The sequence below is a fragment of the Azospirillum oryzae genome, from assembly GCF_900177515.1.
Classification (GTDB): Bacteria; Pseudomonadota; Alphaproteobacteria; order Azospirillales; family Azospirillaceae; genus Azospirillum; species Azospirillum oryzae_A.
In genome coordinates this window covers 112,010-137,561 of the sequence record NZ_FXAK01000008.1, presented here as the reverse complement: position 1 = coordinate 137,561, position 25,552 = coordinate 112,010, and the positions used below count along the sequence as shown (strand labels likewise).

The 25,552-nt window shown below is 68.8% G+C and carries 25 protein-coding genes; 11 read left to right on the top strand and 14 right to left on the bottom strand.

The window, feature by feature from the left end:
* Positions 1-32: 32 nt before the first annotated feature.
* From B9N97_RS26670 to B9N97_RS26655, 4 genes are all read right to left on the bottom strand, one after another.
* Positions 33-971: an electron transfer flavoprotein subunit alpha/FixB family protein gene (locus tag B9N97_RS26670; protein WP_085090866.1), complete on the bottom strand. Its 939-nt coding sequence runs from the start codon at positions 969-971 to the stop codon at positions 33-35.
* Positions 972-987: 16 nt separating this feature from the next.
* Positions 988-1,737, bottom strand: a complete 750-nt coding sequence (locus B9N97_RS26665) for an electron transfer flavoprotein subunit beta/FixA family protein (RefSeq protein WP_085090865.1) — start codon at positions 1,735-1,737, stop codon at positions 988-990.
* Between the two features lie 173 nt (positions 1,738-1,910).
* Positions 1,911-2,480, bottom strand: coding sequence for a cob(I)yrinic acid a,c-diamide adenosyltransferase (locus B9N97_RS26660; RefSeq protein WP_085090864.1), 570 nt, complete (start codon positions 2,478-2,480; stop codon positions 1,911-1,913).
* A 9-nt stretch (positions 2,481-2,489) separates the two neighbouring features.
* Entirely contained in the window at positions 2,490-2,684 is a 195-nt protein-coding gene (locus B9N97_RS26655) for a twin transmembrane helix small protein (RefSeq protein ID WP_085090863.1), read from the bottom strand.
* Between the two features lie 145 nt (positions 2,685-2,829).
* Here B9N97_RS26655 and B9N97_RS26650 point away from each other — a divergent pair, with 145 nt between their 5' ends.
* Both B9N97_RS26650 and B9N97_RS26645 read left to right on the top strand, forming a co-directional pair.
* Positions 2,830-4,287 carry a GH1 family beta-glucosidase gene (locus B9N97_RS26650; protein WP_085091176.1) on the top strand — a complete coding sequence of 486 codons (1,458 nt, stop codon included), beginning with the start codon at positions 2,830-2,832 and terminating at the stop codon, positions 4,285-4,287.
* Between the two features lie 21 nt (positions 4,288-4,308).
* Positions 4,309-4,749: a hypothetical protein gene (locus B9N97_RS26645; RefSeq protein ID WP_085090862.1), complete on the top strand. Its 441-nt coding sequence runs from the start codon at positions 4,309-4,311 to the stop codon at positions 4,747-4,749.
* Positions 4,750-4,767: 18 nt separating this feature from the next.
* Here the strand turns inward: B9N97_RS26645 and B9N97_RS26640 are convergent, their stop codons facing one another.
* Positions 4,768-5,070, bottom strand: coding sequence for a hypothetical protein (locus B9N97_RS26640; RefSeq protein WP_085090861.1), 303 nt, complete (start codon positions 5,068-5,070; stop codon positions 4,768-4,770).
* Between the two features lie 248 nt (positions 5,071-5,318).
* On the opposite strand from B9N97_RS26640, the gene B9N97_RS26635 reads away from it, so the two are divergent.
* Positions 5,319-6,287: a peptidoglycan-binding domain-containing protein gene (locus B9N97_RS26635; protein ID WP_085090860.1), complete on the top strand. Its 969-nt coding sequence runs from the start codon at positions 5,319-5,321 to the stop codon at positions 6,285-6,287.
* 136 nt (positions 6,288-6,423) lie between these two features.
* On the opposite strand, the gene B9N97_RS26630 is transcribed toward B9N97_RS26635, so the two are convergent.
* The 7 genes from B9N97_RS26630 to B9N97_RS26600 form a co-directional block, all read right to left on the bottom strand.
* Positions 6,424-6,654: a DUF1178 family protein gene (locus tag B9N97_RS26630; protein ID WP_063635920.1), complete on the bottom strand. Its 231-nt coding sequence runs from the start codon at positions 6,652-6,654 to the stop codon at positions 6,424-6,426.
* Positions 6,655-6,737: 83 nt separating this feature from the next.
* On the bottom strand, positions 6,738-7,418 hold the full coding sequence (locus B9N97_RS26625) for an endonuclease III domain-containing protein (RefSeq protein WP_244560943.1): 681 nt from the start codon (positions 7,416-7,418) through the stop codon (positions 6,738-6,740).
* Positions 7,419-7,505: 87 nt separating this feature from the next.
* Positions 7,506-8,282 (bottom strand): ABC transporter ATP-binding protein, encoded by a 777-nt coding sequence (locus B9N97_RS26620; RefSeq protein WP_085091174.1) that lies wholly within the window; start codon positions 8,280-8,282, stop codon positions 7,506-7,508.
* A gap of 25 nt (positions 8,283-8,307) precedes the next feature.
* Positions 8,308-9,084: an MlaE family ABC transporter permease gene (locus tag B9N97_RS26615; protein ID WP_085090859.1), complete on the bottom strand. Its 777-nt coding sequence runs from the start codon at positions 9,082-9,084 to the stop codon at positions 8,308-8,310.
* A 329-nt stretch (positions 9,085-9,413) separates the two neighbouring features.
* Entirely contained in the window at positions 9,414-10,535 is a 1,122-nt protein-coding gene (gene alr / locus B9N97_RS26610; protein WP_085090858.1) for an alanine racemase, read from the bottom strand.
* A gap of 5 nt (positions 10,536-10,540) precedes the next feature.
* Complete coding sequence (locus tag B9N97_RS26605) at positions 10,541-12,046, bottom strand: replicative DNA helicase (RefSeq protein WP_085090857.1); 1,506 nt, start codon at positions 12,044-12,046, stop codon at positions 10,541-10,543.
* A 135-nt stretch (positions 12,047-12,181) separates the two neighbouring features.
* Complete coding sequence (locus tag B9N97_RS26600; RefSeq protein ID WP_085090856.1) at positions 12,182-12,766, bottom strand: LOG family protein; 585 nt, start codon at positions 12,764-12,766, stop codon at positions 12,182-12,184.
* Between the two features lie 145 nt (positions 12,767-12,911).
* On the opposite strand from B9N97_RS26600, the gene B9N97_RS26595 reads away from it, so the two are divergent.
* The 3 genes from B9N97_RS26595 (at position 12,912) to B9N97_RS26585 (ending at position 15,568) form a co-directional block, all read left to right on the top strand.
* Entirely contained in the window at positions 12,912-13,397 is a 486-nt protein-coding gene (locus B9N97_RS26595) for a c-type cytochrome (RefSeq protein WP_085090855.1), read from the top strand.
* Between the two features lie 3 nt (positions 13,398-13,400).
* Positions 13,401-14,294, top strand: coding sequence for a c-type cytochrome (locus B9N97_RS26590; protein WP_085090854.1), 894 nt, complete (start codon positions 13,401-13,403; stop codon positions 14,292-14,294).
* 167 nt (positions 14,295-14,461) lie between these two features.
* Entirely contained in the window at positions 14,462-15,568 is a 1,107-nt protein-coding gene (locus tag B9N97_RS26585; protein WP_244560942.1) for a LysM peptidoglycan-binding domain-containing protein, read from the top strand.
* Positions 15,569-15,767: 199 nt separating this feature from the next.
* Here B9N97_RS26585 and B9N97_RS26580 read toward each other — a convergent pair whose 3' ends face one another.
* Together B9N97_RS26580 and corA are read right to left on the bottom strand one after the other, a co-directional pair.
* Positions 15,768-16,184 (bottom strand): hypothetical protein, encoded by a 417-nt coding sequence (locus B9N97_RS26580; protein ID WP_085091173.1) that lies wholly within the window; start codon positions 16,182-16,184, stop codon positions 15,768-15,770.
* Positions 16,185-16,233: 49 nt separating this feature from the next.
* Positions 16,234-17,247: a magnesium/cobalt transporter CorA gene (gene corA / locus B9N97_RS26575; protein ID WP_085090852.1), complete on the bottom strand. Its 1,014-nt coding sequence runs from the start codon at positions 17,245-17,247 to the stop codon at positions 16,234-16,236.
* A gap of 150 nt (positions 17,248-17,397) precedes the next feature.
* Here corA and B9N97_RS26570 point away from each other — a divergent pair, with 150 nt between their 5' ends.
* The 5 genes from B9N97_RS26570 (at position 17,398) to B9N97_RS26550 (ending at position 24,316) form a co-directional block, all read left to right on the top strand.
* Positions 17,398-17,907 (top strand): hypothetical protein, encoded by a 510-nt coding sequence (locus B9N97_RS26570; protein ID WP_085090851.1) that lies wholly within the window; start codon positions 17,398-17,400, stop codon positions 17,905-17,907.
* A 135-nt stretch (positions 17,908-18,042) separates the two neighbouring features.
* Positions 18,043-18,954: a ribose-phosphate diphosphokinase gene (gene prs / locus B9N97_RS26565; RefSeq protein ID WP_085090850.1), complete on the top strand. Its 912-nt coding sequence runs from the start codon at positions 18,043-18,045 to the stop codon at positions 18,952-18,954.
* A 161-nt stretch (positions 18,955-19,115) separates the two neighbouring features.
* Entirely contained in the window at positions 19,116-20,879 is a 1,764-nt protein-coding gene (locus tag B9N97_RS26560; protein WP_244560941.1) for a methyl-accepting chemotaxis protein, read from the top strand.
* A gap of 123 nt (positions 20,880-21,002) precedes the next feature.
* Entirely contained in the window at positions 21,003-21,509 is a 507-nt protein-coding gene (locus tag B9N97_RS26555; protein WP_085090848.1) for a hypothetical protein, read from the top strand.
* Entirely contained in the window at positions 21,509-24,316 is a 2,808-nt protein-coding gene (locus tag B9N97_RS26550; protein ID WP_085090847.1) for a bifunctional diguanylate cyclase/phosphodiesterase, read from the top strand. The genes B9N97_RS26555 and B9N97_RS26550 overlap by 1 nt, the downstream gene beginning before the upstream one ends.
* Positions 24,317-25,552: the final 1,236 nt, after the last annotated feature.

Genomic DNA, 25,552 nt, shown 5'->3' with positions numbered 1-25,552 from the left:
GCGCCCGTTGCGGCGGTCCGGATCAGCGCGCCTTATCCAAGCTTTTCCGTCAGCTCCGGCACGGCCTTGAACAGGTCCGCGACGAGGCCGTAATCGGCGACCTGGAAGATGGGCGCTTCCTCATCCTTGTTGATCGCGACGATGACCTTGCTGTCCTTCATGCCGGCCAAGTGCTGGATCGCACCCGAGATGCCGACGGCGATGTACAGCTCCGGCGCCACGATCTTGCCGGTTTGCCCGACCTGATAATCGTTCGGCACGAAACCCGCGTCCACGGCGGCGCGCGAGGCACCCACCGCGGCGCCCAGCTTGTCGGCCAGGGCCTCCAGCATCGGGAAATTGTCGCCCGACTGCATGCCGCGGCCACCCGACACCACCACGCGGGCGGCGGTCAGCTCCGGACGCTCCGACTTGGTCAGCTCGGCCGAGACGAAGCTCGACAGGCCGGCCGCACCGGCGCCCGACACCGCCTCGACCGAGGCCGAACCGCCTTCGGATGCTGCGGTCTCGAAGGCGGTGGTGCGGACGGTGACGACCTTCACCGGGTCGGCCGACTGCACGGTGGCGATTGCGTTGCCGGCGTAGATCGGCCGCTCGAAGGTGTCGGCCGACACCACGGCGGTGATGTCGGAGATGGCGGCGACGTCCAGCAAGGCGGCGACGCGCGGCAGAAGGTTCTTGCCGACCGAGGTGGCGCCGGCCAGGACATGGCCGTAGCCGTTCTTGGCGATGGATACCACCAGCGGGGCGACGTCTTCCGGCAGCTGGTGCTCGTAGGCGGCATCGTCGGCCAGCAGCACCTTGGCGACGCCGGCGACCTTGGAGGCGGCCTCGGCGGCGGCCTGCGCCCCCTTGCCGGCGACCAGGACATGGATGTCGCCACCGACCTTGGAAGCGGCGGTGACGGCGTTCAGCGTGGCGGGCTTCAGCGAGGCGCCGTCGTGTTCCGCGATGACGAGAATGTTGGCCATGGTCAGTTCATCCCCCTCAGATCACGCGCGCATCGTTCTTGAGCTTGTCGACCAGCGTGGCGACGTCCGGCACCTTGATGCCGGCCTGACGCTTCGGCGGCTCGGTGACCTTCAGCGTCTTCAGGCGCGGGGCGACATCGACGCCCAGCGCATCCGGGGCGACGGTCTCCAGCGGCTTCTTCTTCGCCTTCATGATGTTGGGCAGCGAGGCATAGCGCGGCTCGTTCAGGCGCAAATCAGCCGTCACCACCGCCGGCAGCTTCAGCTCGACCGTCTCCAGACCGCCGTCGATCTCGCGCGTCACCGCGACCTTGCCGTCAGCAGCGACGACCTTGGAGGCGAAGGTGCCCTGGCCCCAGCCCAGCAGCGCGGCCAGCATCTGGCCGGTCTGGTTGCAGTCGTCGTCGATGGCCTGCTTGCCGAGGATGACGAGGCCGGGGGCCTCCTTCTCCACCAGAGCCTTCAGCACCTTGGCGACGGCCAGCGGTTCGGTCGTCACGTCGGTCTGCACCAGGATGGCGCGGTCGGCACCCATGGCGAGAGCGGTGCGCAGGGTCTCCTGGGCCTGGGTCGGGCCGACGGAGACCACGACGATCTCAGTCGCCGTGCCGGCCTCCTTCAGACGCACCGCCTCTTCGACGGCGATCTCGTCGAAGGGGTTCATGCTCATCTTCACGTTGGCGGTCTCGACGCCGCTGCCATCCGCCTTGACGCGGATCTTCACGTTGTAGTCGACCACTCGCTTAACGGGGACGAGGACTTTCATAACTCACCCTGGCTGCTGAGCGCGCGCCTGTTACGGCGAACACCGCGAAAATTGCTGTGGTTGCGAACGGACCATAGGATCTGGCATTACCACTGTCAATGACGCGCCCGATGCGCGGACGGCGTTGTGTGCTGGCCCGATTGTCGCGGCCCGGAGGTGGGCGCCGGAACGGCTCAGCGGTTGGCGCCGGGCACCCACAGCACGTCGTCCGCCCCGTTGCGGTTCACCACCCGGCTCAGCACGAACAGATGGTCGGACAGCCGGTTGACGTATTTCAACGCCGCCGGCGTCACCGGCTCGTGCCGCGCCAGATCGGTCATCAGCCGTTCGGCGCGGCGCACGACGGTACGCGCCAGATGCAGATGCGCCGCCGCCGGAGAGCCGCCGGGCAGGATGAAGGAGGTCAGCGGCGCCAGTTCGGCGTTCATCGCGTCGATCTCCGCCTCCAGCCGGTCGACCTGCGCCTGGACGATGCGCAACGGCGGGTATTTCGGCTCCTCCTCCTCCGGCGTGCAGAGGTCGGCGCCCAGGTCGAACAGGTCGTTCTGGATGCGGCCCAGCATGGCGTCGGCGTCGGTCAGGCCGGTGGTGTGCAGGCGCGCCATGCCGATGACGGCGTTCGCCTCGTCCACCGTGCCATAGGCGGCGACGCGGCGGTCATGCTTCGGCACCCGGCTGCCGTCGCCCAGCGAGGTTTCGCCGGCGTCGCCGCCGCGCGTGTAGATCTTGGTCAGCTTCACCATGGGGAACCGTCAGCCTTGGGTCAGGATGGCGAGGACGAACAGCACCAACGCCGCACCCTGCAGCATCACGCGCAGCCGCATCGCCCTGTTGGAGCGGCGTGGGTCGCCCCGGCCGCCGCGGGCCATGAAGAAGAGGCCGACGAACAGCGAGCCGACCACCGCCAGCATCGCCATGACCATCAGGATGGGGAAAAGAGTCTGCATGGGCTCACTATATCCCAGCATCCGGCCCGCGCCTATGGCGACGCGTCCAGTGGAATCGGCGTTCCGGGTAATCCCCCGGTTGCCAACTCCGCCGGACCGCATAGAGTGCGGCGTCGAAATCTGCGGAAGAGTGGAGATGCAGGCGATGCGGCGGCGGACTTTCCTGAAGACGGCCCTGAAGGCGACCGCGGTCGCCGCGGCCGGCACCGGCGCCTTCGCGGCGCTGAGCCGCAAGTCCGTGCAGGCGGCTCCCGGAACCGCCGCGCCCTCGATGTCCTTCCCCAACGATTTCCTCTGGGGCGTCTCCACCTCCAGCTACCAGATCGAAGGCGCCGTCGCCGAGGATGGGCGCGGCCCCAGCGTCTGGGACACCTACAGCCATTCCTACGGGCGGATCGCCAACGGCGACACCGGCGACGTGGCCTGCGACCATTACCACCGCTATGCCGAGGATGTGGACCTGATGGCGCGGGCCGGGATGAAGGCCTACCGCTTCTCCATCGCCTGGCCGCGGGTGATGCCGCAGGGCACCGGCGCGGTGAATGCCAAGGGGCTGGACTTCTACGACCGGCTGACCGACACGCTGCTGGCGAAGGGCATCCAGCCCTGGCCTTGCCTGTTCCACTGGGACCTGCCGCAGGCCCTGCAGGACCGCGGCGGCTGGACCAACCGCGACATCGCCGGCTGGTTCACCGACTATGCGCTGGCGGTGACCGCCCGCCTCGGCGACCGCGCCAAGCACTGGGTGATGCTGAACGAGCCGTCGGTGGTCGCCATCTTCGGCCACGGCACCGGCGGCCATGCGCCCGGCCTGACCGGCCGCGAGAATTGCCTGAAGGCGATCCACCACCAGAATCTCGCCCAGGGCACCGCGCTGGCGGCCCTGCGCAAGGCGGGCGGCAGGAATTGGCAGCTCGGCACCGTGCTGTCGCTGCAGCCGTCCTGGCCGGTCGGCGGGCTCGACTCGAACTACCCGGCGTCGCTGATGTGGGATGCCGTGTGGAACCGCTCCTGCCTCGACCCGCTGTTCAAGGGCCGCTTCCCCGACCTGCTGGAGGCGGAGTTCGCCCGCATCGCCCGGCCCGACGATCTGGCGCGCATCAACCAGCCGGTCGAATTCCTCGGCGTCAACTACTACAGCCGCATGCACCAGCAGCCCGATCCGCAGGGGCTGTTCGGCACCGGCTACGGCTCGGCGCCGGAGGGCACGCGCAAGACCGGCATGGACTGGCCGGTGGAGCCGGACGGGCTGAGCGAGATCCTGGCCGAACTGCAGGAAAACTACGGCAACCCGCCGGTCTATGTGACGGAGAACGGCGCCGACTACCCCGACAGCATCGGCCCGAGCGGCCGTGTCGAGGATCGCGACCGCATCGTCTATCTGCGCGACCATCTGCTGGCCGCCGGCAAGTCGATCGACGAGGGCTGCAACCTCAAGGGCTATATGGCCTGGACGCTGCTGGACAATTTCGAATGGTCGGAGGGCTACCGCCGCCATTTCGGTCTGGTCCAGGTCGACCGCAAGACGATGGCCCGCACCCCCAAGGCCAGCTACGACTGGTATGCGTCGGTCATCCGCAACAACGCCGTTCCGTTGGCCTGAGGGCGGCGGTAGACTGCGGCCATGCCGTCCCCCCGCCCGCCCCAGCCGACCCGATTCGCCATCCAGAAGGCGCGTGGCAAGGGGTGGAAGACGCTGGAGGTCGGGGAGGAACTGGCCCACGCCAAGGCGCGCTTCGACCAGATGGTCGGCATCAACCCGCGGGCCTATTTCCGGCTGATCCAGCTCGATTACAACGCCGACTCCGCCTATGAGGGGATGGAGTTCAACTGGACGCTGATCGAGCTGTACGACCCTTCCAAGGGTCCGACCAAGTGCGGCCCCACCAAGGGTGGCCGCATCCGCCCGGCGCCGAAGCCTGCCCCCTCGACGGCGGGCAAGCCGAAGGGCAAGCGCAAGTCCGCCGAGCCGGTCGCCTTGCCGCTGCGCATCTATGTGACGGTGATCCTGATCGGCACGCTGGCCGGCGCCCTGGCCTACCTGCATTTCGCCGGCGGCAAGTAGCGGCCGGGCGGCAGGGCGTCACTCCGCCATGTAGCCCTTCCGGCGCATGCACAGCGCGAACATCTCCTTGCGATAGCCGTACTGCGGCGTTTCCGGCAGCGGGCGCTGGGGATAGCCGCGCAGGCGCATGGTGGTGTCCACCTGCTCGGTGCATTCGTCATAGGCGACGGTCGGCACGTCCGGGCTGGCGGTCCACTCACGGTAGGCAGGCGGGCTGCTGCAGCCGGACAGCAGGGCCATGGCGGACAGGGCCGCGAACAGGCAGGCCAGCCCCGGCAAGGCCGGCAGGAGCCGCGGGCGTGCGGTGTCGGTCCCGGTCATGGCGTGCGTCTCGCTCCTTTTTCGTCCCCGATTTGACGCTACCACGGCCGGGGCTTTCCGATCCATTTTCGCACACCATTTCCGGGAACGCGCCTTTTCGGCAACGCTGCGCGGCGGACAACGCAGACGCACCAAAATCGCCGCCGGAAAAGCGACGCAATCTGGTAACACGATCCTGACTCCCCGATTCGCGGGGGGAGTGTCGTGGCTCTGAAGTCGGTCTGGCGTCACGGACGGAGGGAGAGGCAATGTCTGGGATTTCGCGGCGGGTCCATGGTGGCGCCGCGCTGGCGGCTGTCGCGGTGGTGGTGTCGGCTCTGACCGTGGGAACGCCCGCTCCGGCAAGGGCGGAGGCGTCGGTCGCCGACATCCAGTGGGCGCAGACCATCCTGAAGGAAAAGGGCTTCAACATCGGCGGCCGGGCCAAGGGCCAGATGACCCCGGAAACCCGCTCCGCCCTCAGCGCCTATCAGAAGTCGGTCGGCCTGCCCGCCACCGGCAACCTCGACAAGGCCACCATCGACAGGATGATGAGCGAGCGCGAGAAGAAGGCCTCGCCGACCATGGGCAGCCTGTCCAAGAGCCAGGTCGGCCAGACCCGCCACGAGAAGGAGGTGACGCCGCGCGCCGCCCCGACCGGCCGGGTCGAGTCGGGCAACGAGAGCATCGGCGGCATGGCCCAGTTCGGCGGCGCCCCGGTGTCGTCCTCCTCTTCGTCTTCTTCGGCCAGCCACAGCGTGCCCGCCGCCGCTCCGGCCGCCCGCCCGTCGGCGAGCGCCCCCGCGTCCGCTGCCGCGCCTTCCGTCCCGACTCCCCAAAGCGCGCCGCGCCCATCGGCCAACCCATCGGCCAGCGCGTCCGAGGGGCCGGTCCCACAGGCGGCACCGCGCGGTGCGGTCTCGGCGACCACCCCCGACGGCAAGCCGGCCCCGGTGGAGGAACCGGTCGCGGTCGGCGCGGCCCCCTCCGTCTGGCAGTCCAACGCCGCGCGTGCCGGTGTCGCCGGGCTGCTCGCCGCGACCTTGGGCGGCCTCGGCTTCGCATGGTGGCGCAGCGGCCGGGGCGTCGATCCCCTCAGCCGCGCGCCGGCCGGCGGTTCAGGAGGTGGAGGTGACCGCCCACGCGACACCCGCATCGAGCCGAGCTTCGGCGGCCCGCGCCGCCGGGAGGAGCTGACGCCCGGTCCGCGGCTGACGGCGGAAGCAAGGCGGCGCTGAGCTTCGCCCCCTCCCCAACCCTCCCTCGGCCGGCCGAAGGCCGGTCCGATCGCGGGAGAGGGGACTGCCGCCGCATCGCAAATTCACCCTCTCCCGCAAAGCGGGGGAGGGAGGGGGCAATGTACGCCCCGACCCCTCACATCATCATCGGACAGCCGCCCCCGCCGCAGCCGCCCGGCGCGCAGGCGGGAGCGGGCGCCGGCTGCGACTTGCCGACGCGCGGGGCCATGATGGCCTTGGCGACTTCGGTGCCGCCGCAGGACGGGCAGGGGATGCCGGCGGCCTTCTTGGCGTCGTAATCGGCCATATTGTCGAACCACTGGTCGAAATCATGGCCACAGGCGCAGTGCAGGGCGTAAACGATCATCGCAAGAGCCTCGGAAAGCGGAAACCCGGCCGTCTTCTAGCCAAGCCTCCGGCGCCCCGCCAGGATCTGCATCAATCGGACCGTCAGCGTGAGTCGGTCACCCCCACCCGCGCGCACATCGACAGCAGCGGGCAGGTGGAGCAGCGCGGCCGTTCGCCGGTGCAGACCCATTTGCCGAAGGGCACCAGCCGCTCGTTGATCTCCACCCAATAGCGCTTCGGCAGCACCGCCAGCAGCGCCGTCATCGTCTTCTCCGGCGTCCGCGCCTGCACATAGCCCCAGCGGTTGGTGACGCGGTGGACATGGATGTCGACCGCCAGCGCCGGGATGTCGAAGCCGACCGCCAGCGTCAGCGCCGCGATCTTCGGCCCTACCCCGCGGAAGCGCATCAGCCCGTCCGGCGTGTCGGGCACTTCGCCGCCATGCTCATCGGCGATGCGGCGGGACAGCTCGTGGATGTCGCGCGCCTTCGGCTCGGGGAAGGTGGCGCCGTGCAGCAGTTCGACCAGCCGCTCCTCCGGCAGGGCGGCCATGGCGGCGGGGGTGTCGGCCACCGCGAACAGCCGCTCGGCGACCGCCAGCGTCGTCTCGTCCCGCGTCCGGGCGGAGATCAGGCTGGCGACCAACTGCTCGAAGGGGGAGGCATGGCCGCGGTCGCGCAGTTCGAACATCGCCGCCTTGGGGTAGGGGGCGACGGCGATCCGCAGGCGGCGGAACGCCTCGTCGATGTCGAAGGTCTGGGACGCCGCGGACTGCAAACTCACTGGAGCCGTCTCCGGGAACGGGCTGAACGGACCGGGCGTCACGCAGGACCCCCATCCGACAACTCGCGACTCCCGGCGATGTTCCGGTCAGAGCGCCTTGATCTGCATCTTGATCGGCCCGTCCGCCCGGCCATGGACGAACTGGTCGACATAGGCGTTGCCCGAATTGTCGATGTCGCGGGCGTGGCCGGTCCAGATGATGCGGCCCTGATAGATCATGGCGACGCGGTCGGCGATCTTGCGGGCGGACGCCATGTCGTGGGTGATGGTGACCGCGGTGGCGCCCAGATCCTTCACGCACTGCACGATCAGCTCGTTGATGACGTCGGCCATGATCGGGTCGAGGCCGGTCGTCGGCTCGTCGAAGAAGATGATCTCCGGCTCGTCGGCGATGGCGCGGGCAAGGCCGACGCGCTTCTGCATGCCGCCCGACAGCTCCGCCGGCGACAGTTCCGCCACGTCGGGGGTGAGGCCGACGGCGCCCAGCTTGGCGATGGCGATCTCCTTGGCCTGGGCACGCGGCATATGCTCGCCCTGGATCAGGCCGAAGGCGACGTTTTCCCAGACCGGCAGGCTGTCGAACAGGGCGGCGCCCTGGAACAGCATGCCGAACTTGTGCAGCAGCTTTTCCCGCTCGCGCGAGCGCAGCCGGGTTGTCTCTTCGCCATCGACCTTGATCGAGCCGGAATCCGGCGTCAGCAGGCCGAGAATGCTCTTCAGCATCACCGACTTGCCGGTGCCCGACCCGCCGATGACGACCAGCGACTCGCCCTTCGCCACCTCCAGATCGATGCCGTTCAGCACCTTCTTCGGGCCGAAATGCTTATAAACGCCCTTGAGCGCGATCTTGGGGACGGTGGTCATGGGCGAAGCGGTCATAGGGTGGCGCTCACTTGGTCGAGAAGAAGAGGCCGGTGATCAGGTAGTTCCACACCAGGATCATGATGGAGGCCGACACCACCGCATTGGTGGTCGCCGCACCCACGCCCTGGGCGCCGCCCTTGGAGTGGTAACCGTGGTAGCAGCCCATCAGCGCGATCAGGAAGCCGAAGATCGCCGCCTTCACCAGACCGGAGATCACGTCCAAAGGTTCCAGGAACTCCCAGGTGCGGTTGATGTAGCTGGCGGCGTTGAAGTCCAGCCGGTAGACGCCGACCAGGAAGCCGCCGAACACGCCGATAATGTCGGCGACGATCACCAGCAGCGGCACCATGGTCAGGCCGGCGATCAGCCGCGGCGCCACCAGATACTTGTGCGGGTTGGTCGAGAGGGTGGACAGCGCGTCGATCTGCTCGGTCACCCGCATGGTGCCGATCTCCGCCGCCATGGCGGCGCCGATGCGCCCCGCGACCATCAGGCCGGCCAGCACGGGGCCAAGCTCCCGGGTGATCGACAGCACCACCACGGTGGCGATGGCGCCCTCCGCCTGGAAGCGGGAGAAGCCGCTGTAGCTCTGCAGGGCCAGCACCATGCCGGTGAACAGCGCCGTCAGCCCTACCACCGGCAGCGAGTAATAGCCGATGTCGATCATCTGCCGCAGGATCTGCCGCGGATAGAGCGGCGGACGCACGCAGTGCGACAGAGCGGATCCGGTGAACAGGGCAAGGCGTCCGGTCGCTTCCAGGAAGATCAGGAAGGCCCGGCCGGTAGCGGCGAGGAAACCCATCAGTCGGCCCGCATCCTTGGTTAGAGACTCGTTTGGGCGATGCGGTCATAGCACCGATGAGCGCCTAGGTCATCCTTGGACTTTGCAGGGGAGGGGCGATGGGCTGTTGCTGCCGGGAGAGCGTTCGGCTGTGTCGGGCAACGATGACACGGATGTCGCGGATTAGAACACGGATTTCACGGATATCCCTTGGTGCAGTCATGCCCTGTCGTGCGGAGCATTCCCATCGCCAAGCAAAATAAAAATCCGTGTAATCCGTGTTCTAATCCGTGACATCCGTGTAAATCTTGCCAGACAAAGCTGCGCTCCGCCAAGAATCCACCGCTCGTCTACTCCCCGCCCACATAAACCCGGTGATAGCGCCGGCCGAGAGAGGTCAGGATCTCGTAGCCGATGGTCCCGCCCTCCGCCGCCACCGTGTCGACCGGCCGGTTCGGCCCGATCAGTTCGACCAGCCGGCCGGCATGGACCACCGACTCCGGCAGGCCGGTGACGTCGATGGTGATCAGGTCCATGGAAATACGGCCGACGATGGGGGCGGCGACGCCGTCGACGAAGACATGCCCCTTGCCGCCGAGCGAGCGCATGTAGCCGTCGGCATAGCCGACGCCGATGGTGGCGATCCGCGCCGGGCCGGTGACCTTGTGGGCGGCGCCATAGCCGACGGTCATCGGCACCGTGCAGTTGCGCACCTGCAGCAGCTTGGCATCCAGCCGCACCGTGCCCAGCATCGGATTCGGCAGATGTGGCGTCGGGTTGACGCCGTAGAGCGCGCAGCCCGGCCGGGCGAGGTCGAAATGATGGTCCTTGCCGTGGAAGATGCCGGACGAGTTGGCGAAGCTGGCCTTCGCCTTCGGCAGCCGGGCCAGCGCCGCGCGGAAGCGGTCGCGCTGCTCCCCGGTCATCGGGCTGTCGAACTCGTCGGCGCAGGCGAGGTGGGTCATCCAATAGCGGACCTCGATCCCCTCCAGCCACTCCGGATGGCCGGCAAGCGCGTCCAGCTCGTCGGGGCCGAGCCCCAGCCGGTTCATGCCGGTGTCGATGTGGATCACCGCCGGCAGAACCTCCCCGCGCGACTGGGCGAAGGCCCGCCACGCCGCGATCTCGCCCAGATGGTTCAGCACCGGCAGGATGCGGTTGGCGATGAACTCCCCCTCGCACCCCGCCGGCAGCCCACCCAGGGAGAAGACTTGAGCCTCCGGCGCCACCGGTTCCAGCGCGCGGCGGACGGCCAGCGCCTCCTCGAACTGGGCGACGACGAAGGTCCGGCAGCCGGCGGCGGCCAGCGCCGGGACGACGCGCGCCACCCCCAGCCCATAGGCGTCGGCCTTGACCACGGCGGCGCAGTCCGCCGGCGCCACGCGGTCGCGCAGCTGGGTCCAGTTGGCGACGACGGTGCCGAGATCCACGGTCAGGATGGCGCCGGCGCGCGGGTTCAGGTCGCTCGTCACTCTGGTCACTCGTCGCTCTGGTGGTGCTGGTCGAGATCGCCGAACTTGGTGAACTGGCCGTCGAAGTAGAGGCGGACGGTGCCGATCGGACCATGACGCTGCTTGGCGATGATCACCTCGGCGGTGTTGTGCACCTCGCCCAGGCGCTGCTGCCAGCGCTGGTAACGGTCGTTGAACTTGTCGTCGCTCTCGTCGGGCCGGCGCGAGGGCTCGGCGCGCTCAAGATAATACTGTTCGCGGAAGACGAACATCACGACGTCGGCGTCCTGCTCGATCGAGCCCGACTCGCGAAGGTCGGCCAGCTGCGGACGCTTGTCCTCGCGCAGCTCCACCGCGCGGCTCAGCTGCGACAGCGCCACCACCGGCACGTCCAGCTCCTTGGCGATGGCCTTCAGGCCGCGGGTGATCTCCGAGATTTCCTGCACCCGGTTCTCCGACCCGCGCGACGACGAGCCGCGCAGCAGCTGGAGATAGTCGACCACCACCATGCTGAGGCCCGAGGTCCGCTTCAGCCGGCGGCAGCGCGTGCGCACCGCGGCGACCGACAGGGCCGGCGTGTCGTCGACATAGAAGGGGCAGCGGGCGAGGTCCTGGCTGGCCTGGACGAACTTGGGGAAGTCGGTGTCGCGGATCTCGCCGCGGCGGATCTTGTCGCCGGGCACCTGCACCTCGTCGGCGAGGATACGGGTGGCGAGCTGTTCCGCCGACATTTCGAGAGAGAAGAAGCCGACCACGCCGCCTTCCTGCCCGCTGGAGCGCATGTGCGCCTTGGCGGCGTTGAAGGCGATGTTGGTGGCCAGCGCCGTCTTGCCCATCGACGGGCGCCCGGCGAGGATGATCAGGTCCGACGGGTGCAGGCCGCCCAGCTTGCGGTCGATGTCGATCAGGCCGGTGGTGACGCCGGTGACGTGGCTGGAGCGGCGGAAGGCCACCTCGGCGGTGGCGATGGCATGCTTGACCGACTCGCCGAACGCCACGAAGCCGCCCTGCACGTCGCCGGTGGAGGCGAGGTCGAACAGCTGCTTTTCCGCCTCGCCGATCTGGTCCAGCGCGGTGATGTCGAGGTCGTGGCGGTACGCCTCGTTCACCATGTCGGTGCCGACCTCGATCAGCTGCCGGCGGATGAACAGGTCGTGGATGGTCTTGCCGTAATCGCCGGCATTGACCACCGTCACCACGTTCGCGGCCAGCTCGGCCAGATAGGCGCTGCCGCCTTCCACCGCCAGTTCGGGGTCGTTGTCGAACAGGGCCTTCAGCGTGACCGGGTTCGCGATCTGGCCGCGGTCGATCATCTTGGTGATGGCGGCGAAGATGCGCTGGTGGGCCGGGTCGTAGAAATGCTCCGGCCGCAGGAACTCGCCGACCTTCTCATAGGCCTTGTTGTTGACCAGGATCGCGCCCAGCAGCGCCTGCTCCGCCTCCTCGTTGTTGGGGGGCGTGCGGTATTCCGCCGTCGGCTTGACCGCGGAGGACGGGCGGGGATCGAACAGCGATGAGGTCTGGTTGCTCATGGAGGACACAATAGCAGAAACAGAACGCGAACGCTCGGCGAAGGGCGGGGGACCCTCCACAAAAGCTGTGCACAGAAGTTATCCACAGGCTGGGAAGTCTGGGGATAACGGCGGCTGGGCTTTGAAGCTTAAGCCCTACATCTTCCTGGGCTGGTCCGGATGCGCCGCGTCGGGCATGGCGCCCAGCGCCTGGAACACGCCGTCGATCTGGTCGGCGACGCGGTAGAGGGCGGAGCGGTCGATGCGGGCGAAGCCCTGGGCGACCATGTGGTCGATCAGCCCGAGCAGCGGGCGCCAGTAGCCGTCGACGTCGGCGATGACGATCGGCTTGTCGTGCAGCTGCAGCTGCTTCCAGGTCAGGATCTCGAAGGCCTCGTCCAGCGTGCCCAGCCCGCCCGGCAGGATGACGAAGGCGTCCGACCGCTCCACCATCATGCGCTTGCGGGTGTGCATGCTGTCGACGACATGCAGTTCGGTCAGGCCGGTGTGCTCTACCTCGGCCGACTGGATGTGTTCCGGAATGATGCCGACCACCTCGCCGCCGGCGGCGATGGCGGCGTCGGCGGCGATGCCCATCAGCCCGACCCGGCCGCCGCCATAGACCATGCGGATGCCGCGGCGGGCCAGCCCGTCGCCCAGCGCATGGGCGGCTTCCTTGTGAACATCGGCGACGCGGCTGGACGCACCGCAATAGACGCAGACGGACGACAGGCTCTTCATCGCGGGTCAACCTTTCTCGCCACCGTCACCCATCGGGGTCGGGGCCGTAAAAAATCTGGCGAATGCCATGGAATATCGGGCGAGGGCGGCGCGTCAACAGCGGCACAGGCACCGTTAGAACCACGGCATCATCGGGAGGGACCACATGAGCAACCGGGTCGTCAATGTCCTTGCGGCGGCATCCGTCGCCGGTCTGATGTTCGCGCTGTTCGGCATGTCGGCACAGAGCGCCGGCGCCGCCGATCCGGCGGAGCAGGTGAAGGACCGGCAGCAGACCATGAAGAAGATGGGCGGCGGCATGGGCGCGGTCGCCAAGTTCGTGAAGAACGAGGGCGCCACCGCCGAGGACGCGGCCAAGGGGGCGGAAGCCGTGCTGGCGGTGTCCAAGATGGACCCGAAGAAGATCTTCCCCGAAGGCACCGCCGTCGGCGTGGCCGACAGCGCCGCCAAGCCGGAGCTGTGGAAGAACTGGGACGAGGCGCAGCGCGATTGGAGCGCGGTGCAGCCGGCGGCCGAGAAGCTGAACGCTGCGCTGAAGAGCGGCGACCGCGCGCAGATCGCCCAGGCGCTCGGCGCCACCTCCAAGACCTGCGGGAGCTGCCACGAGGACTTCCGCGTCAAGAAGAACTGACCGGTGCGGCGCCTCCTGACCGCCGCGTCCGTGCTGCTGCCGCTCGCCGTCGCGGGCGGCGTTGCGCGTGCCGCCGGCGAAGCCCCGGCGGATGACGCCGTAAGCGATGCCGTCCGGAGGGGCGCCTACATCTTCAACGCCGCCGGCTGCCTCGGCTGCCACACCGACGAGAAAGGTGGTGGCCAGCCGCTGGCCGGCGGCCGGGCGCTGGCGACGCCCTTCGGCACCTTCCACACCCCCAACATCACGCCGGATCCCGTGCACGGCATCGGCCGCTGGAGCGACGCCGACTTCATCCGCGCGCTGCGCGAGGGCGTGGGGCCGGACGGCGCCCATCTGTTTCCGGCCTTCCCCTATGCCAGCTACACGCGGATGACCGACCGCGACCTGCTGGACCTGAAGGCCTATCTGTTCAGCCGCCCGGCGGTGGCGGCCCCGAACAAGCCGCACGACCTGACGCCGCCCTTCTCCTGGCGCTTCCTGCTGCCGGTCTGGCAGTGGCTGTACCTGACCCCCGGCCCGGTGCCCGACGATCCGGCCAAGCCGGCGGCCTGGAACCGCGGGCGCTATCTGGTCGATGCGCTGGGCCACTGCGCCGAATGCCACAGCCCGCGCACCCTGCTGGGCGGGCTCGACTCCGACCGCTATCTGGCCGGCAATCCGGACGGGCCGGACGGCGACAAGGTGCCGGGCATCACCGGAGCCAAGGGCAAGGGCGGGATCGGCGGCTGGTCGGACGGCGACCTGACGCTGTTCCTCGAGACCGGCCTGACCCCCGATGGCGACGTCGCCGGCGGCGCCATGGGCGAGGTCGTGCGCAACACCACCTCCAAGCTGACGGCCGACGACCGCGCCGCCATCGCCGCCTATCTGAAGACCGTTCCGCTCAAGGAGTGAGTCTTCGCGGCAACAGGCGCCGATTCGCTGCGGATTCGTGATCCTATGGGGCAATCGGGCCCGTTTGGCGGATGGCTCCGCTCCAACGGCGCCATTCTTTTGCGACCTGTCCTTCTGCTATAGTCAGTCATCCTGCCATTGTGGCGGGCCGCCGGATGGGTGCTCAGGTGAAACGAAACGCGTTGTTCGCAGCTTTGGGCGTGGCTCTGATGGGGGGAGCGGCGGCGGTCGCCCTTTGGCCGGGGGCCAAGCCGGCGGAGGAGACGGCGAAACCGGCGTCGGCCCCGGCGCCCACGGCAGCGGCCTCCATGGCACCGGCGCAGACTGCCGCCCCGGCCAAGACCGACTCGACCCAGACCGCCCCGACCAAAACGGCCCAGGCGCCGGAACCGGCGAAGCCGGCGGCTCCCAGCTTCGACGTGGTGCGGGTGGCGCCCGACGGCGCGACGGTGATTGCCGGCCGCGCCGCACCCGGCTCGGAGGTGACGGTCACCGACGGCGGCACTCCGGTCGCATCGGCGAAGGCCGACCAGCGCGGCGAGTGGGTGATGCTGCCCGACAAGCCGCTGGCGCCGGGAACCCGCGAACTCAACCTGACCGAGACCCGCCCCGGCGCCGAAGCCCCGGTCCCCGCCGACAAGGTGGTGGTGGTGATGGTGCCCGACCCTGCGCCGAAGCCCGCCGCCGGATCGCCGGCCACAACTCCGACTGCTCCGGTCGCCGTGGCGGTGCCGCGCGACGGGCTGGCCGGCGCGCCGCCGACCATGGGCGGCAGTTCGGTGCTGCAGGCCCCGCCGGTGCCGGACAACGGCGCGCCGGCCCCGCCGGGCGGCGTGTCGGTGGGGACGATGGACTACGATCCCGCCGGCCGGGTGGCGCTGGGCGGACGGGCGGCGCCCAACAGCGCGGTTCAGCTCTATCTCGACAACATCCTCGTCGGCAGCGCCCACACCGACCCGAAGGGCAACTGGCGCCTGACCCCGGAAAAGCTGATCGATCCCGGCGTCTACACCCTGCGCGCCGATCAGGTCACCCAGGGCGGCAAGGTGGTGGCGCGGGCCGAGTTGCCGGTGCAGGTCTCCGCCATGCCGGCTGCGGCCACCGACGGCCGCAACGTCGTCGTCCAGCCCGGCAACAGCCTGTGGCGGCTTGCCCGCCGCACCTATGGCGATGGCATGCTCTACACCACCATCTACACCGCCAACCGCGAGCAGATCCGCAATCCGGACCTGATCTATCCCGGCCAGATCTTTGCGCTGCCGCAGGTGAATTGAGATCTTGTGAGTTTCCAGGGCTTTTCTCAGCCGTCATCCCCGCGAAGGCGGGGATCCAGGAAACTCCGCGGCTGAGTGGCTGAAACGTCTGGATTCCCGCCTTCGGGAATGACGGTCGAGAGACGCTCGTGATGAGACCTGATGCGAAGCGGCCTGAACGTCAGGCGTCTCTCAGCAGAACCCACCCCAGCCCTTCCCCTCAGTCCTCCGGCATCCGCCCGATGGCGGCCCAGCCGAGCGGGGTGAGGCGCAGCACCTCCGGCCCCTCGCCGGCCGGGTTCGGGTCCAGCGCCACCAGTTCGCGGTTCTCGAACCAGGCCCAGCGCGCCACGTCGGCGGTGGTGCCGGGCCAGCCGTCGGCCAGCCGCTTCAGAACCTCCAGATCGGCCGACGCGATGGGGAAGCGCGGCTTCGGCACGATCGCCTTTTTGACGGGCGCCGGGGCCTCCTCTGCCTTCGCCTTCGCCTGCGGCGGGGCGTCGGCCCCGGCGCGGGCGCGGATCCAGTCGGTCTGATAGCTGCGGAGCGCCTGTTCCAGCTCCGTGCGCACCGAGTCCACCGGGCAGCGCAGATAGGCGTCCAACAGGGCGTGCAGCGTGTTCGTCGCGTCGGTCATGTCCGTCACCAAATCCCCACCCGAAAACCCCGACCCAAAATCTCGTCCGTCACAGCCATCCCATCCGCCGGAAGCGGACATAGAGCACGGCGCAGACCGCGATGATCACCGCCAGCACCGCCGGGTAGCCGTAGCGCCAGTGAAGCTCCGGCATATGCTCGAAGTTCATGCCGTACAGGCCGGCGACGGCCGTCGGCACGGCGAGGATGGCGGCCCAGGCGGCCAGCTTGCGCGTCACGTCGTTCTGCCGCGCGGACGCCAGGATCATACTGGTTTCGAAGGCGAAGGACAGCACCTCGCGCAGCGAGCCGATCTGCTCGTTGACGCGGATCACATGGTCCTGCACGTCGCGGTAATAGGGGCGGATCGCCGGATCGATCATCGGCAAATCGAAGCGCTCCAGCCGCGAACAGACCTCCAGCAGCGGCGAGGCATTGCGGCGCAGCCGCTCCAGGTCGCGGCGCAACTGGTGGATGCGCTCGATCTCCGCCATGCTGGGCGGGCGGGCGATCAGCAGGGCATCCAGCTCGTCCACCGTGGCGGCCATCTGGTCCAGCACGGGGAAGTAACAGTCCACCACATAGTCCATGATGGTGTAGACGATGAAGTCCTCGCCATGCTTCAGCAGATGCGGCGCGCTTTCCGCCCGCGCCCGCACCGGCGAATAGCTGGTCGAGGCGCCGTGCCGCACGGTGACGACATAGCCGCGGCCGGCGAAGACATGGGTCTCACCCAGCACCAGCCCGCCCTTTTCCAGCCGGGCGGTGCGCAGGACCATGAACAGGCTGTCGCCATAGACGTCCACCTTCGGCCGCTGGTGGGCGTGCAGCGCGTCCTCCACCGCCAGTTCATGCAGGCCGAACTGCTGCTTCACCTCCATCAGCAGCGCCTCGTCCGGCTCCCACAATCCGATCCAGACAAAGTGGCCTTCTTTCGCGGCCCAGGCGCCCGCCTCGGCGATGGGCACGTCGGCGATGCGCCGGCCCTCGCAATAGGCGGCGCTCGCCACCACCCCGGTGTGGGCGGCGGTCTGTGAATTGGTGGGGTCCGGCGGCAGCGTCATGAAGGTGAAAACCGGTTGGGAGGCGGCAGGTCGGCGCCACTCTAAAGAGGTTCCCCGGCAGCGTCGATGGATCCGGCGGTGCCGTCCGGGCGGACCGGCCGCCTCATGCGTTGTTGCTGCCAAGGACCAGCTTCGGAGGAGGGTAGGGCAATGTTCCAGTCGGCGGCGCGCGGGATGTATCTGCTGGCGGCGGTGACGCTCAGCCTGTTCTCCCTGCTGTTCATCGGCCTGTCCGCCCTGACGGTGTTCGAAGGGATGGTTGCGCTGGACAGTGCCGCCCTGACCTCGGCCATGCTGGAGGGGGTGGGAATGATCGTGCTGGCCATCGCCGTCTTCGAGATCGCCAAATACCTTTACGAGGAGGAGATCGTCCGCGAACGCGAGCTGCGCCGCGCCGACGAGGCCCGCCGCACCCTGACCAAATTCCTGACCACCATCATCATCGCCGCCAGCCTGGAGGGGCTGGTCCTGGTGTTCGAGGCGCGCACCACCGAGATTTCCGGCATCGTCTATCCGGTGATGCTGCTGGGCGTGGTCACGCTGTTGGTGGTCGGGCTGGGCGCCTTCCAATGGCTGGCACGCAAGGCCGAGAGCATCCACGTCGATCCGCAGGCCTCCGAAGCCGACGAGGCGGAGGAGGACAAGCGCCCGGAGGCATAGGCGGGAGAGGGGATCTTCAACAGCCCTGGGTTTTGGCCTGTCCGCCTATTGCCATGCCGCCTTTTGCCATGATTGACCCACGCATACCGCCTGCGCCAAGCTTGCCGCCGTCCAAGGTGGTGAGGGAGATGGGGCATGGCCCGCGATACGGGCAACTACACGGCCGTCTACGGCTTTCCGGAATCGGCCGATGCCGCGCGCCGTCTCGCCGGGGTGCTCGACATTCCCTGCCACATTGCCGAGCTGCACCGCTTCCCCGACGGCGAAAGCCTCGTCCGCCTGCCGGAGCCGGTGGAGCGCGCCATCGTCTACCGCTCGCTCGACCGGCCGAACGACAAGCTGGTGGAGCTGACGCTCGCCGCCTCGGTCCTGCGGCGCCAGGGGGCGACCGACCTCTGCCTGGTGGCGCCCTACATGGCCTACATGCGCCAGGACGCTGTCTTCAAGCCGGGCGAGCCGGTCAGCCAGACGGTGGTCGGCGAGTGGCTCGGCCGCTGTTTCGACCGCTTCGTCTGCGTCGAGCCGCACCTGCACCGCACCCACACGCTGGACGAGGTGTTCGTCGGCCGCCCTTCCGTCGCGCTGAGCGGCGCCGCGCCCATCGCCGCGCATCTGCGGGCCGCCGGCGTGGCCCCCGGCACCGTCGTCATCGGTCCCGACGAGGAATCCGCCCCGCTGGTGGAGGCGGTGGCCGGGCCGCTCGGCCTCACCGGCATCGTCGGCCGCAAGGAGCGGCGCGGCGACCGCGACGTGACGGTGGCGCTTCCTCCCGACGCGCCGATCCATGGCCGGCCGGTGGTGATCGTCGACGACGTCATCAGCTCCGGCGAAACGATCTTCTCCTGCGCCCGCGCGGCGCGGGTGCTGGGGGCGGAGCGGGTGCAGGTCTACGGCGTCCATGCCCTGTTCAGCGACATCGTCGCCGAGCGCTTCGTCGCGGAAGATCTCGGCCGCCCGCTGTCCTGCGACGGCGTGCCGCATCCGTCCAACGCGCTGTCGCTGAGCGGCCTGATCGCAGACGCCATCAAGTCATTTGTGGACGAATAAAAGAAGAGAGGGTGCGACCATTAGGCCCGTGCTTTTGCCGTCCTTCGGCGGATTCTTGGCCGAGGGCGGGTTGCGTTTTATGACAATTTTTATATAACTGTCGCAAATTCAATGCGGCGTCATACTGATTGTGCGCTGCATCATCGGTATGGATGGGCGACATGGCGGGCGATGGGCGGACGGGCGGCCTGACGGACAGGCGGGTGGGGGCCGATGCGGGCTTCTTCGGGCTGGAGGCGGAGGAGCGCGGGCTTCTCGCCAGCATGGGGCGGCTGATCGACCGCAGCCTGCCGGACCTGTCGGAGCGTTTCTATGCCCACCTGTCCCGCTGGCCGGAGACCCGCGCCCTGCTGGACGCCCATGGCGACCTGTCCGGGCTGAAGCGCCGGCAGGCCGATCACTGGCGCCTGATGTTCCAGGATGCCGGCTCGCCCGAGCATGAGGCGCGCTGCCGTGCCGCCGGGGAGGCGCACAGCCGCATCGGGCTGGAGTCCTCCTGGTACATCGGCGCCTATGGCGTGGTGCTCAGCGACCTGCTGGTGCTGGTGCAGGGGGCGCTGCGCTGGCGCCCTGCCATGGCGCGGCGCGCGGTGGCGGCGGTGGCCCGCGCCGTGTCGTTCGACATGGACCGGACGCTTGCGGGTTATGGCCTGCCGGCGGCGGGTGCGGGCGGGCAGGGCTGCGACCGCGCGCTGGGCGACTTCGCCTCGTCGCTGATGGACCGGACCATCGAGGTGGCGATGGCGATCAACGACGCCGCGGTGGCCAACGCCCAGATGGTCGGCCAGCTGCGCGCGGTCGATCACGAGTCCCAGGGCATCGCCGCCGCCACCGAGGAAACGGTGACCGGCATCCAGGAGATCTGGGCGCGCAGCCGCGACGTCGCCGCCCTGGCGGGGGAGGCGCAGGCGGTGACCGCCGACGGCGGCCGCACGGTGCAGGAGGCGGTCGCCCGCATGGAACAGATCGCCGGCGCGGTGGAAGGCGCGGCGATGCGGGTCGGCGAATTGTCGGTCGCCTCCGAACGCATCGCGGAGATCGTCTCCACCATCGAGGCGATCGCCAAGCAGACCAACCTCCTGGCGCTGAACGCCACCATCGAGGCGGCCCGTGCCGGGGAGGCCGGCAAGGGCTTCGCCGTCGTGGCGAGCGAGGTGAAGAGCCTGTCCAACCAGACCGCCCGCGCGACCGAGGACATCCGCCTGCGCATCGATTCCCTGAAGGCGGAGATGGGCGCCATCGTCGCCTCGATGGAGGACGGCACCCGCGCCGTGGCCGCCGGGCAGGCGGCGATCCGCGCGGTCAGCGACCGGATGACCGACATCGGCGACCATATCGGCCGCACCGAACAGCGCATGTCCGACATCGCCAGCATCCTGACCCAGCAGTCGGCCGCCGCCAACCAGGTGGCCGCCGGCACCGCCCGCATCGCCGAGAGCAGCGCGTCCAACAGCGCCGCCATCCTGCGCAGCGTGCAGGCGACGCGCGGGGTGGAGACGCTGCTGGGTAACCAGCTGAAACAGCTGATGGAGCAGGACATCCCCGGCAAGATCGTCAAGATCGCCAAGGTCGACCACGTCATCTGGAAGAAGCGGCTGGCCGACATGCTGGTCGGGCTGGAGACCCTGCGCCCCGACGAGCTGGCGAGCCACGAGGCCTGCCGGCTGGGCAAGTGGTATTACGGCCCCTCGTCGATGGCCTACCGCGCCCATTCCGCCTTCGTCCGGCTGGAGGCCCCGCACCGCCGGGTCCACGACCACGGCAAGGCCGCCGCCCGCGCCTTCGCCGACGGTGACATGGACCGCGCGCTGGCCGGCGTGGCGGAGGTGGAGCGCGCCTCCCAGGAGGTGATCGCCCTGCTCGACGACCTCGACAAGGCCGGGCTGGCCGGCGGTGCCACGCCGGCTGCGGCGGTGGGCTTCTGACCGGGACCGGCCGGTAACACTAACGATCGGGGAGGAAACTGGTGTAGTCTGGCGGGGCAGCCGCCACGGGGGCGGATCGGTGATGACAATGCGCGGGAGCGGTCCGTTGAGCGGAGGCGTGTGATGTCGAAGGTGACGGACGTCGTGCTTCGGATGGCGCGCAAGCTGACCGAGGACATCGCCGCCCTGGGCCGCCTGCGCGCCGCCGGAAAGCCCAAGACCTTTCCGCGCTTCCGCGAGATCCGGGCGGCCTATCTGGACATCCAGGGGCTGATCTTCTCGATCCAGGAAAGGCTGGAGGCCGCCGGGAAGGAGCTGCCGCCGAACTTCCCGCAATGGGTGATCCGGCAGAAGCTGAGCGCCATCGCCATCTTCACCGACATCAGCCATTCCTTCGTCAGCGACCCGCCGCTGGCGCTGACCGCCTCGCTGGGCGCCTTCGACGTGCTGGTGGCGGAGCAGAAGGCCTTCAACGAGACGCTGCACACCTTCGACACCATGCTGATGGAAGCCGGCATCGACGACAGGATGGCCGACGAACTGGACGCCACCCGCACCAAGATCGAGCAGATCCTGGGCATGATCGAAAAGCTGCTGCTGACCAGTCCGAAGATCCTAGAGGAGTTCTGATGCCGGAGCCGGCAGCCGATCCCAAGGCCGATCCAACTGCGGACAGCCTGCCGGCCGCCGGTCCGGAAACTCCCTTTCGCCGCTTCATCCGCAATCTCAACGTGCCGGTGACCGTTCCCGTTCTGGTTTTGATTGCCGGTGCGGGGCTGTCCGTGCTGGCCATGCTCCACTCCGGCCGCCTGCTGCGCAGTGAAGAGGAGCATCGCTTCGCAGCAGGGGTCGAGGAAATCCACGGCCAGCTTGCCGACCGGCTGCGGGTGTACGAACAGGTTGCGCGCAGCGCCGCCTCGCTGGCGATGACCTTCCCCGACCTGCACTGGACGCAGTGGAACCGCTTCGTCGAGGCGCTGGACATGCCGCAGCGCTATCCCGGCATCATCTCCGTCGCCTATGCCCGCGCGGTCAGGGCCGACCGGGCCGGCGATCTGGTGGCGTCGATGCGGGCGGCCGGCCTCTCGGATTTCCGCATCTGGCCGGAACATGCCGGGGCGGAGCGCGTGGTCAACATCTTCACCGCCCCGGTCAACGAAGGCAACGCGCGGGCCATCGGCTTCGACATGATGTCGGAGGCGATGCGCCGTTCCACCATCGAGCGGGCGCGCGACAGCGGCGAGCCCACGGCCACCCGCGCCATCACCCTGAAGATCGACGAGGCGGCCGGGGCCGGCCCCGCCTTCATCCTCTATCAGCCGACCTACCGCGGCGACCCGCTGCCGCCGTCGCTGGAGGCGCGGCGCGCGTCCTTCACCGGCGTGGTGCTGACCCCGGTCAGGATCGGCCCGCTGGTGGATGGGCTGATCGACGCGAACCGCCAGGACACCGGCATCGAGATCTACGACGTGCCGCCGGCCAGCGCCGAATTCCCGCTGTACCGCAGCCGCCGCCCGCTGGACGCCGCGCCCACCCTCAGCCTGACGCGGAAACTGCCGGTCGGCGGGCGGGTGTGGACCGTCCGTTACGACAGCCTGCCCGACGGGCAGATCACCGCGCATGACTGGGTGCCCGGCGCGCTGCTGGCCGGCGGGCTGGCGCTAAGCCTCGCCCTGTCGTTGTTTGTGCGCATGATGCTGGTTACCCACTCGCGCGCGGTGGATCTGGCCGGGGAGATGACGGCCTCGCTCCGCCTGCAGGAGGCGGAACGGCAGCAGCTGTTCACCCAGGCGCCGCTGGGGATCGCGCTGGTCGGCACCGACGGTCTGGTGATGGACTGCAACCCGGCCTTCGCCGCCGCCGCCGGCCTGCCCCGTCAGGAGCTGCTCGGCACCGACCTGCGTCTGCGCTTCGGCGATCAGGCGTCGGTCTTCGCGCTGGAGGCGGCGCTGCAGGGGGAGAGCGGCAAGCTCGAATCCGACCAGCCCCTGCTGCTGGGCGGCCGGCGCAGCCATTTCAGCCTGCATTTCCAGCCGGTCACCGCCGGAGGCGCGCTGAAATTCGTCCTGGCCTTCGCCGAGGACATCGGCGAGAAGCGCCGGGCCGAGCAGCACATCCAGTATCTCGCCCATTTCGACGCGCTGACCGGCCTGCCCAACCGCGTCCTGCTGTACGACCGCATCGCCCAGGCCCTGCGCGAGGGGCGGCGCGACGGCAGCAAGGTGGCGGTCCTGTTCATCGACCTCGACCGCTTCAAGGTCATCAACGACAGTTTGGGCCACAGCTTCGGCGACGAGGTTCTGCGGTCGGTGGCGCGCCGGCTGCAGGCGGGCCTGCGCGAATCCGACACCGTCGGCCGGCTGGGCGGCGACGAGTTCCTGATCGTCGTCCGCCGGGTGGCGGAGCCGAACGACGCCGCCCGCGTGGCGGAGAAGGTGGTGGCGCATCTGGCCAGCCCCTTCACCGTCGGCGGCCAGAATTTCGTGGTGACGCCCAGCATCGGCATCAGCCTCTACCCCGACGACGCCGAGGATCCCGAAGGGCTGATCCGCTGCGCCGACATCGCCATGTACCATGCCAAGGAGCAGGGCCGGAACGGCTTCCGCTTCGTCACCAGGGAGATGGGCGCCAAATCGCGCGAGCGCATGGACCTGGAGGGCAGCCTGCGCCAAGCGATCCGCGACGGCCAGCTGTTCCTGGTCTACCAGCCGCAGGTCGACACCCTGACCGGCCGCATCGTCGGTCTGGAGGCGCTGATCCGCTGGCGCCATCCCGACGAGGGGCTGATCCTGCCCGGCCGTTTCCTGCCGGTGGCGGAGGAGACCGGTCTGGTCCTGGCAATGGGCGACTGGGTGTTGTTCGAGGCCTGCGCCCAGATCCGGCGCTGGCGCGCGCGCTTCGACCTGTCGATCCCGGTTGCGGTCAACGTCTCCGGCGCCCAGTTCCGCGACGGCCAGCTGCCGGCCAAGGTCGCCCGCGCGCTGGACGCCAACGGCCTGAGCGGCCCGGAGCTGGAGATCGAGGTGACGGAAAGCACCCTGATCGACGACGTCGAATCGGCGGCGGCGACCCTGGCGGCCTTGAAGCAGCGCGGAGTCCTGATCGCGCTGGACGATTTCGGCACCGGCTATTCCAGCCTCAGCTATCTGCACCGTCTGCCGATCGACAAGCTGAAGATCGACCGCTCCTTCATCCACGACCTGTCGACCGGCGCCAGCGACTCCTCCGTCCCCCGCGCCATCGTCGGCCTGGGCCGCAGCCTGGGCCTGTCGGTGATCGCCGAGGGGGTGGAGACGCAGGAACAGCTGCAGCTTCTGCGCGACCTTGCCTGCGAAAGCTACCAGGGCTTCCTGTTCAGCCGCCCCGTCCCGGCCGAGGAGGTGGAACGGCTGCTGGAGAAGATGACGGCCGTGGCGCAGCCGGTTTCGGCGGGGTGAGGGGCGCTCGTCAGATTCAGGGGGCCGCTTTTGACCCTTTGCAGACATTCGGAGGCGAACGGCCGGGCGCGCCGACACCACCGCCGCCCTGTCGCGGAAATGGTTCGGGTTCGACCTGTCCCTGCCTCGCTAGAGCTGCGCACGCGCCCATACCAGCCACGCCTGACAGCGGATCATCTCCTCGCGCATCCACTCATGATAGCCGGGGGTGCCGAAGGCGGGCGGGCGCTCGGGCTCGACGTGACAGCCCTTGCGGCCGCAGGCGGTGCAGCGGGCCCGCCGCGCCACCGCCACCAGGGCGGCGCCGGGCCCGGCGATGGCGATCGCTCGGTCGATGGGAATGGCAGTGCGGTGGGTGCAGCGCGATCCGACGCACCAGATCTCGATATGCCAGCAGCCCCGGCGCTTCCACCAGTCGAGGGAGTGGTCGCCATAGGTTGGCTGAACGGGCGGGCGGTTGCTTTCCGGCGTGAGAACAAGAATAGAACATCGTCCACCTGCCGTCCATACTGCGAAGGGCGTTCGCGACCGCCCCAGGCCCCCGCTATGCTGATTTTGGCTCCCAATGTGCCGAGCGCGACACCATCAAAGCTCGCATCTTTACCACGGGTGTCGATCCAGCGCTGCCCCCAAGCGCCGCCTATCGGCTCACAAGCCATTGTTGCGCAAGGGGTTTACCGTTGAAATTGGAACGGATGCAGGACAAAGTCGCCTAAAGTGCTGGAGTGACGCGGGCAGGATCGTCCGTTCACCGTTCCCGACATGCTCACGGTCTGCTAAGTACCAAGAGACGCGGCCCGGGGAGCTACCCTGGCGACCGCGCCGCGTCTCTTGGTAGAGGAGGCGTAACGATGAATGCGTGGCTTCGCAATTTCATCGCGTTCCTGACGCTTTGCCGTCTTGCGGCCTTGGAGGTTCAGGAGCTGTACCAGCTCCTCCGCAGGCTCTTATAGGCAGAGCATAGAGTGCCGGGGCGTTCGCAGCGCCCCGGCATCTCCGGGCGGAAGACTATGGCAGGGGCTTGTCAAATGGCAAGGCAGGATCCGTTACCAATCCCCACAGACTCGGGCTTATCGCAATCGGCACCGGCTTACACCGATTGGTTCGGCCAGGGCCCATGGGCCCTCATAGAAGACGCCTTCCTGCGGCAGCGCACCGCCGATATGGACGGCTTCCAGGCGCAGTCCTGCGGCGAAAAAGCAGAATGCCGTCCGCTCTCTGTGGAGAAAGCGGACG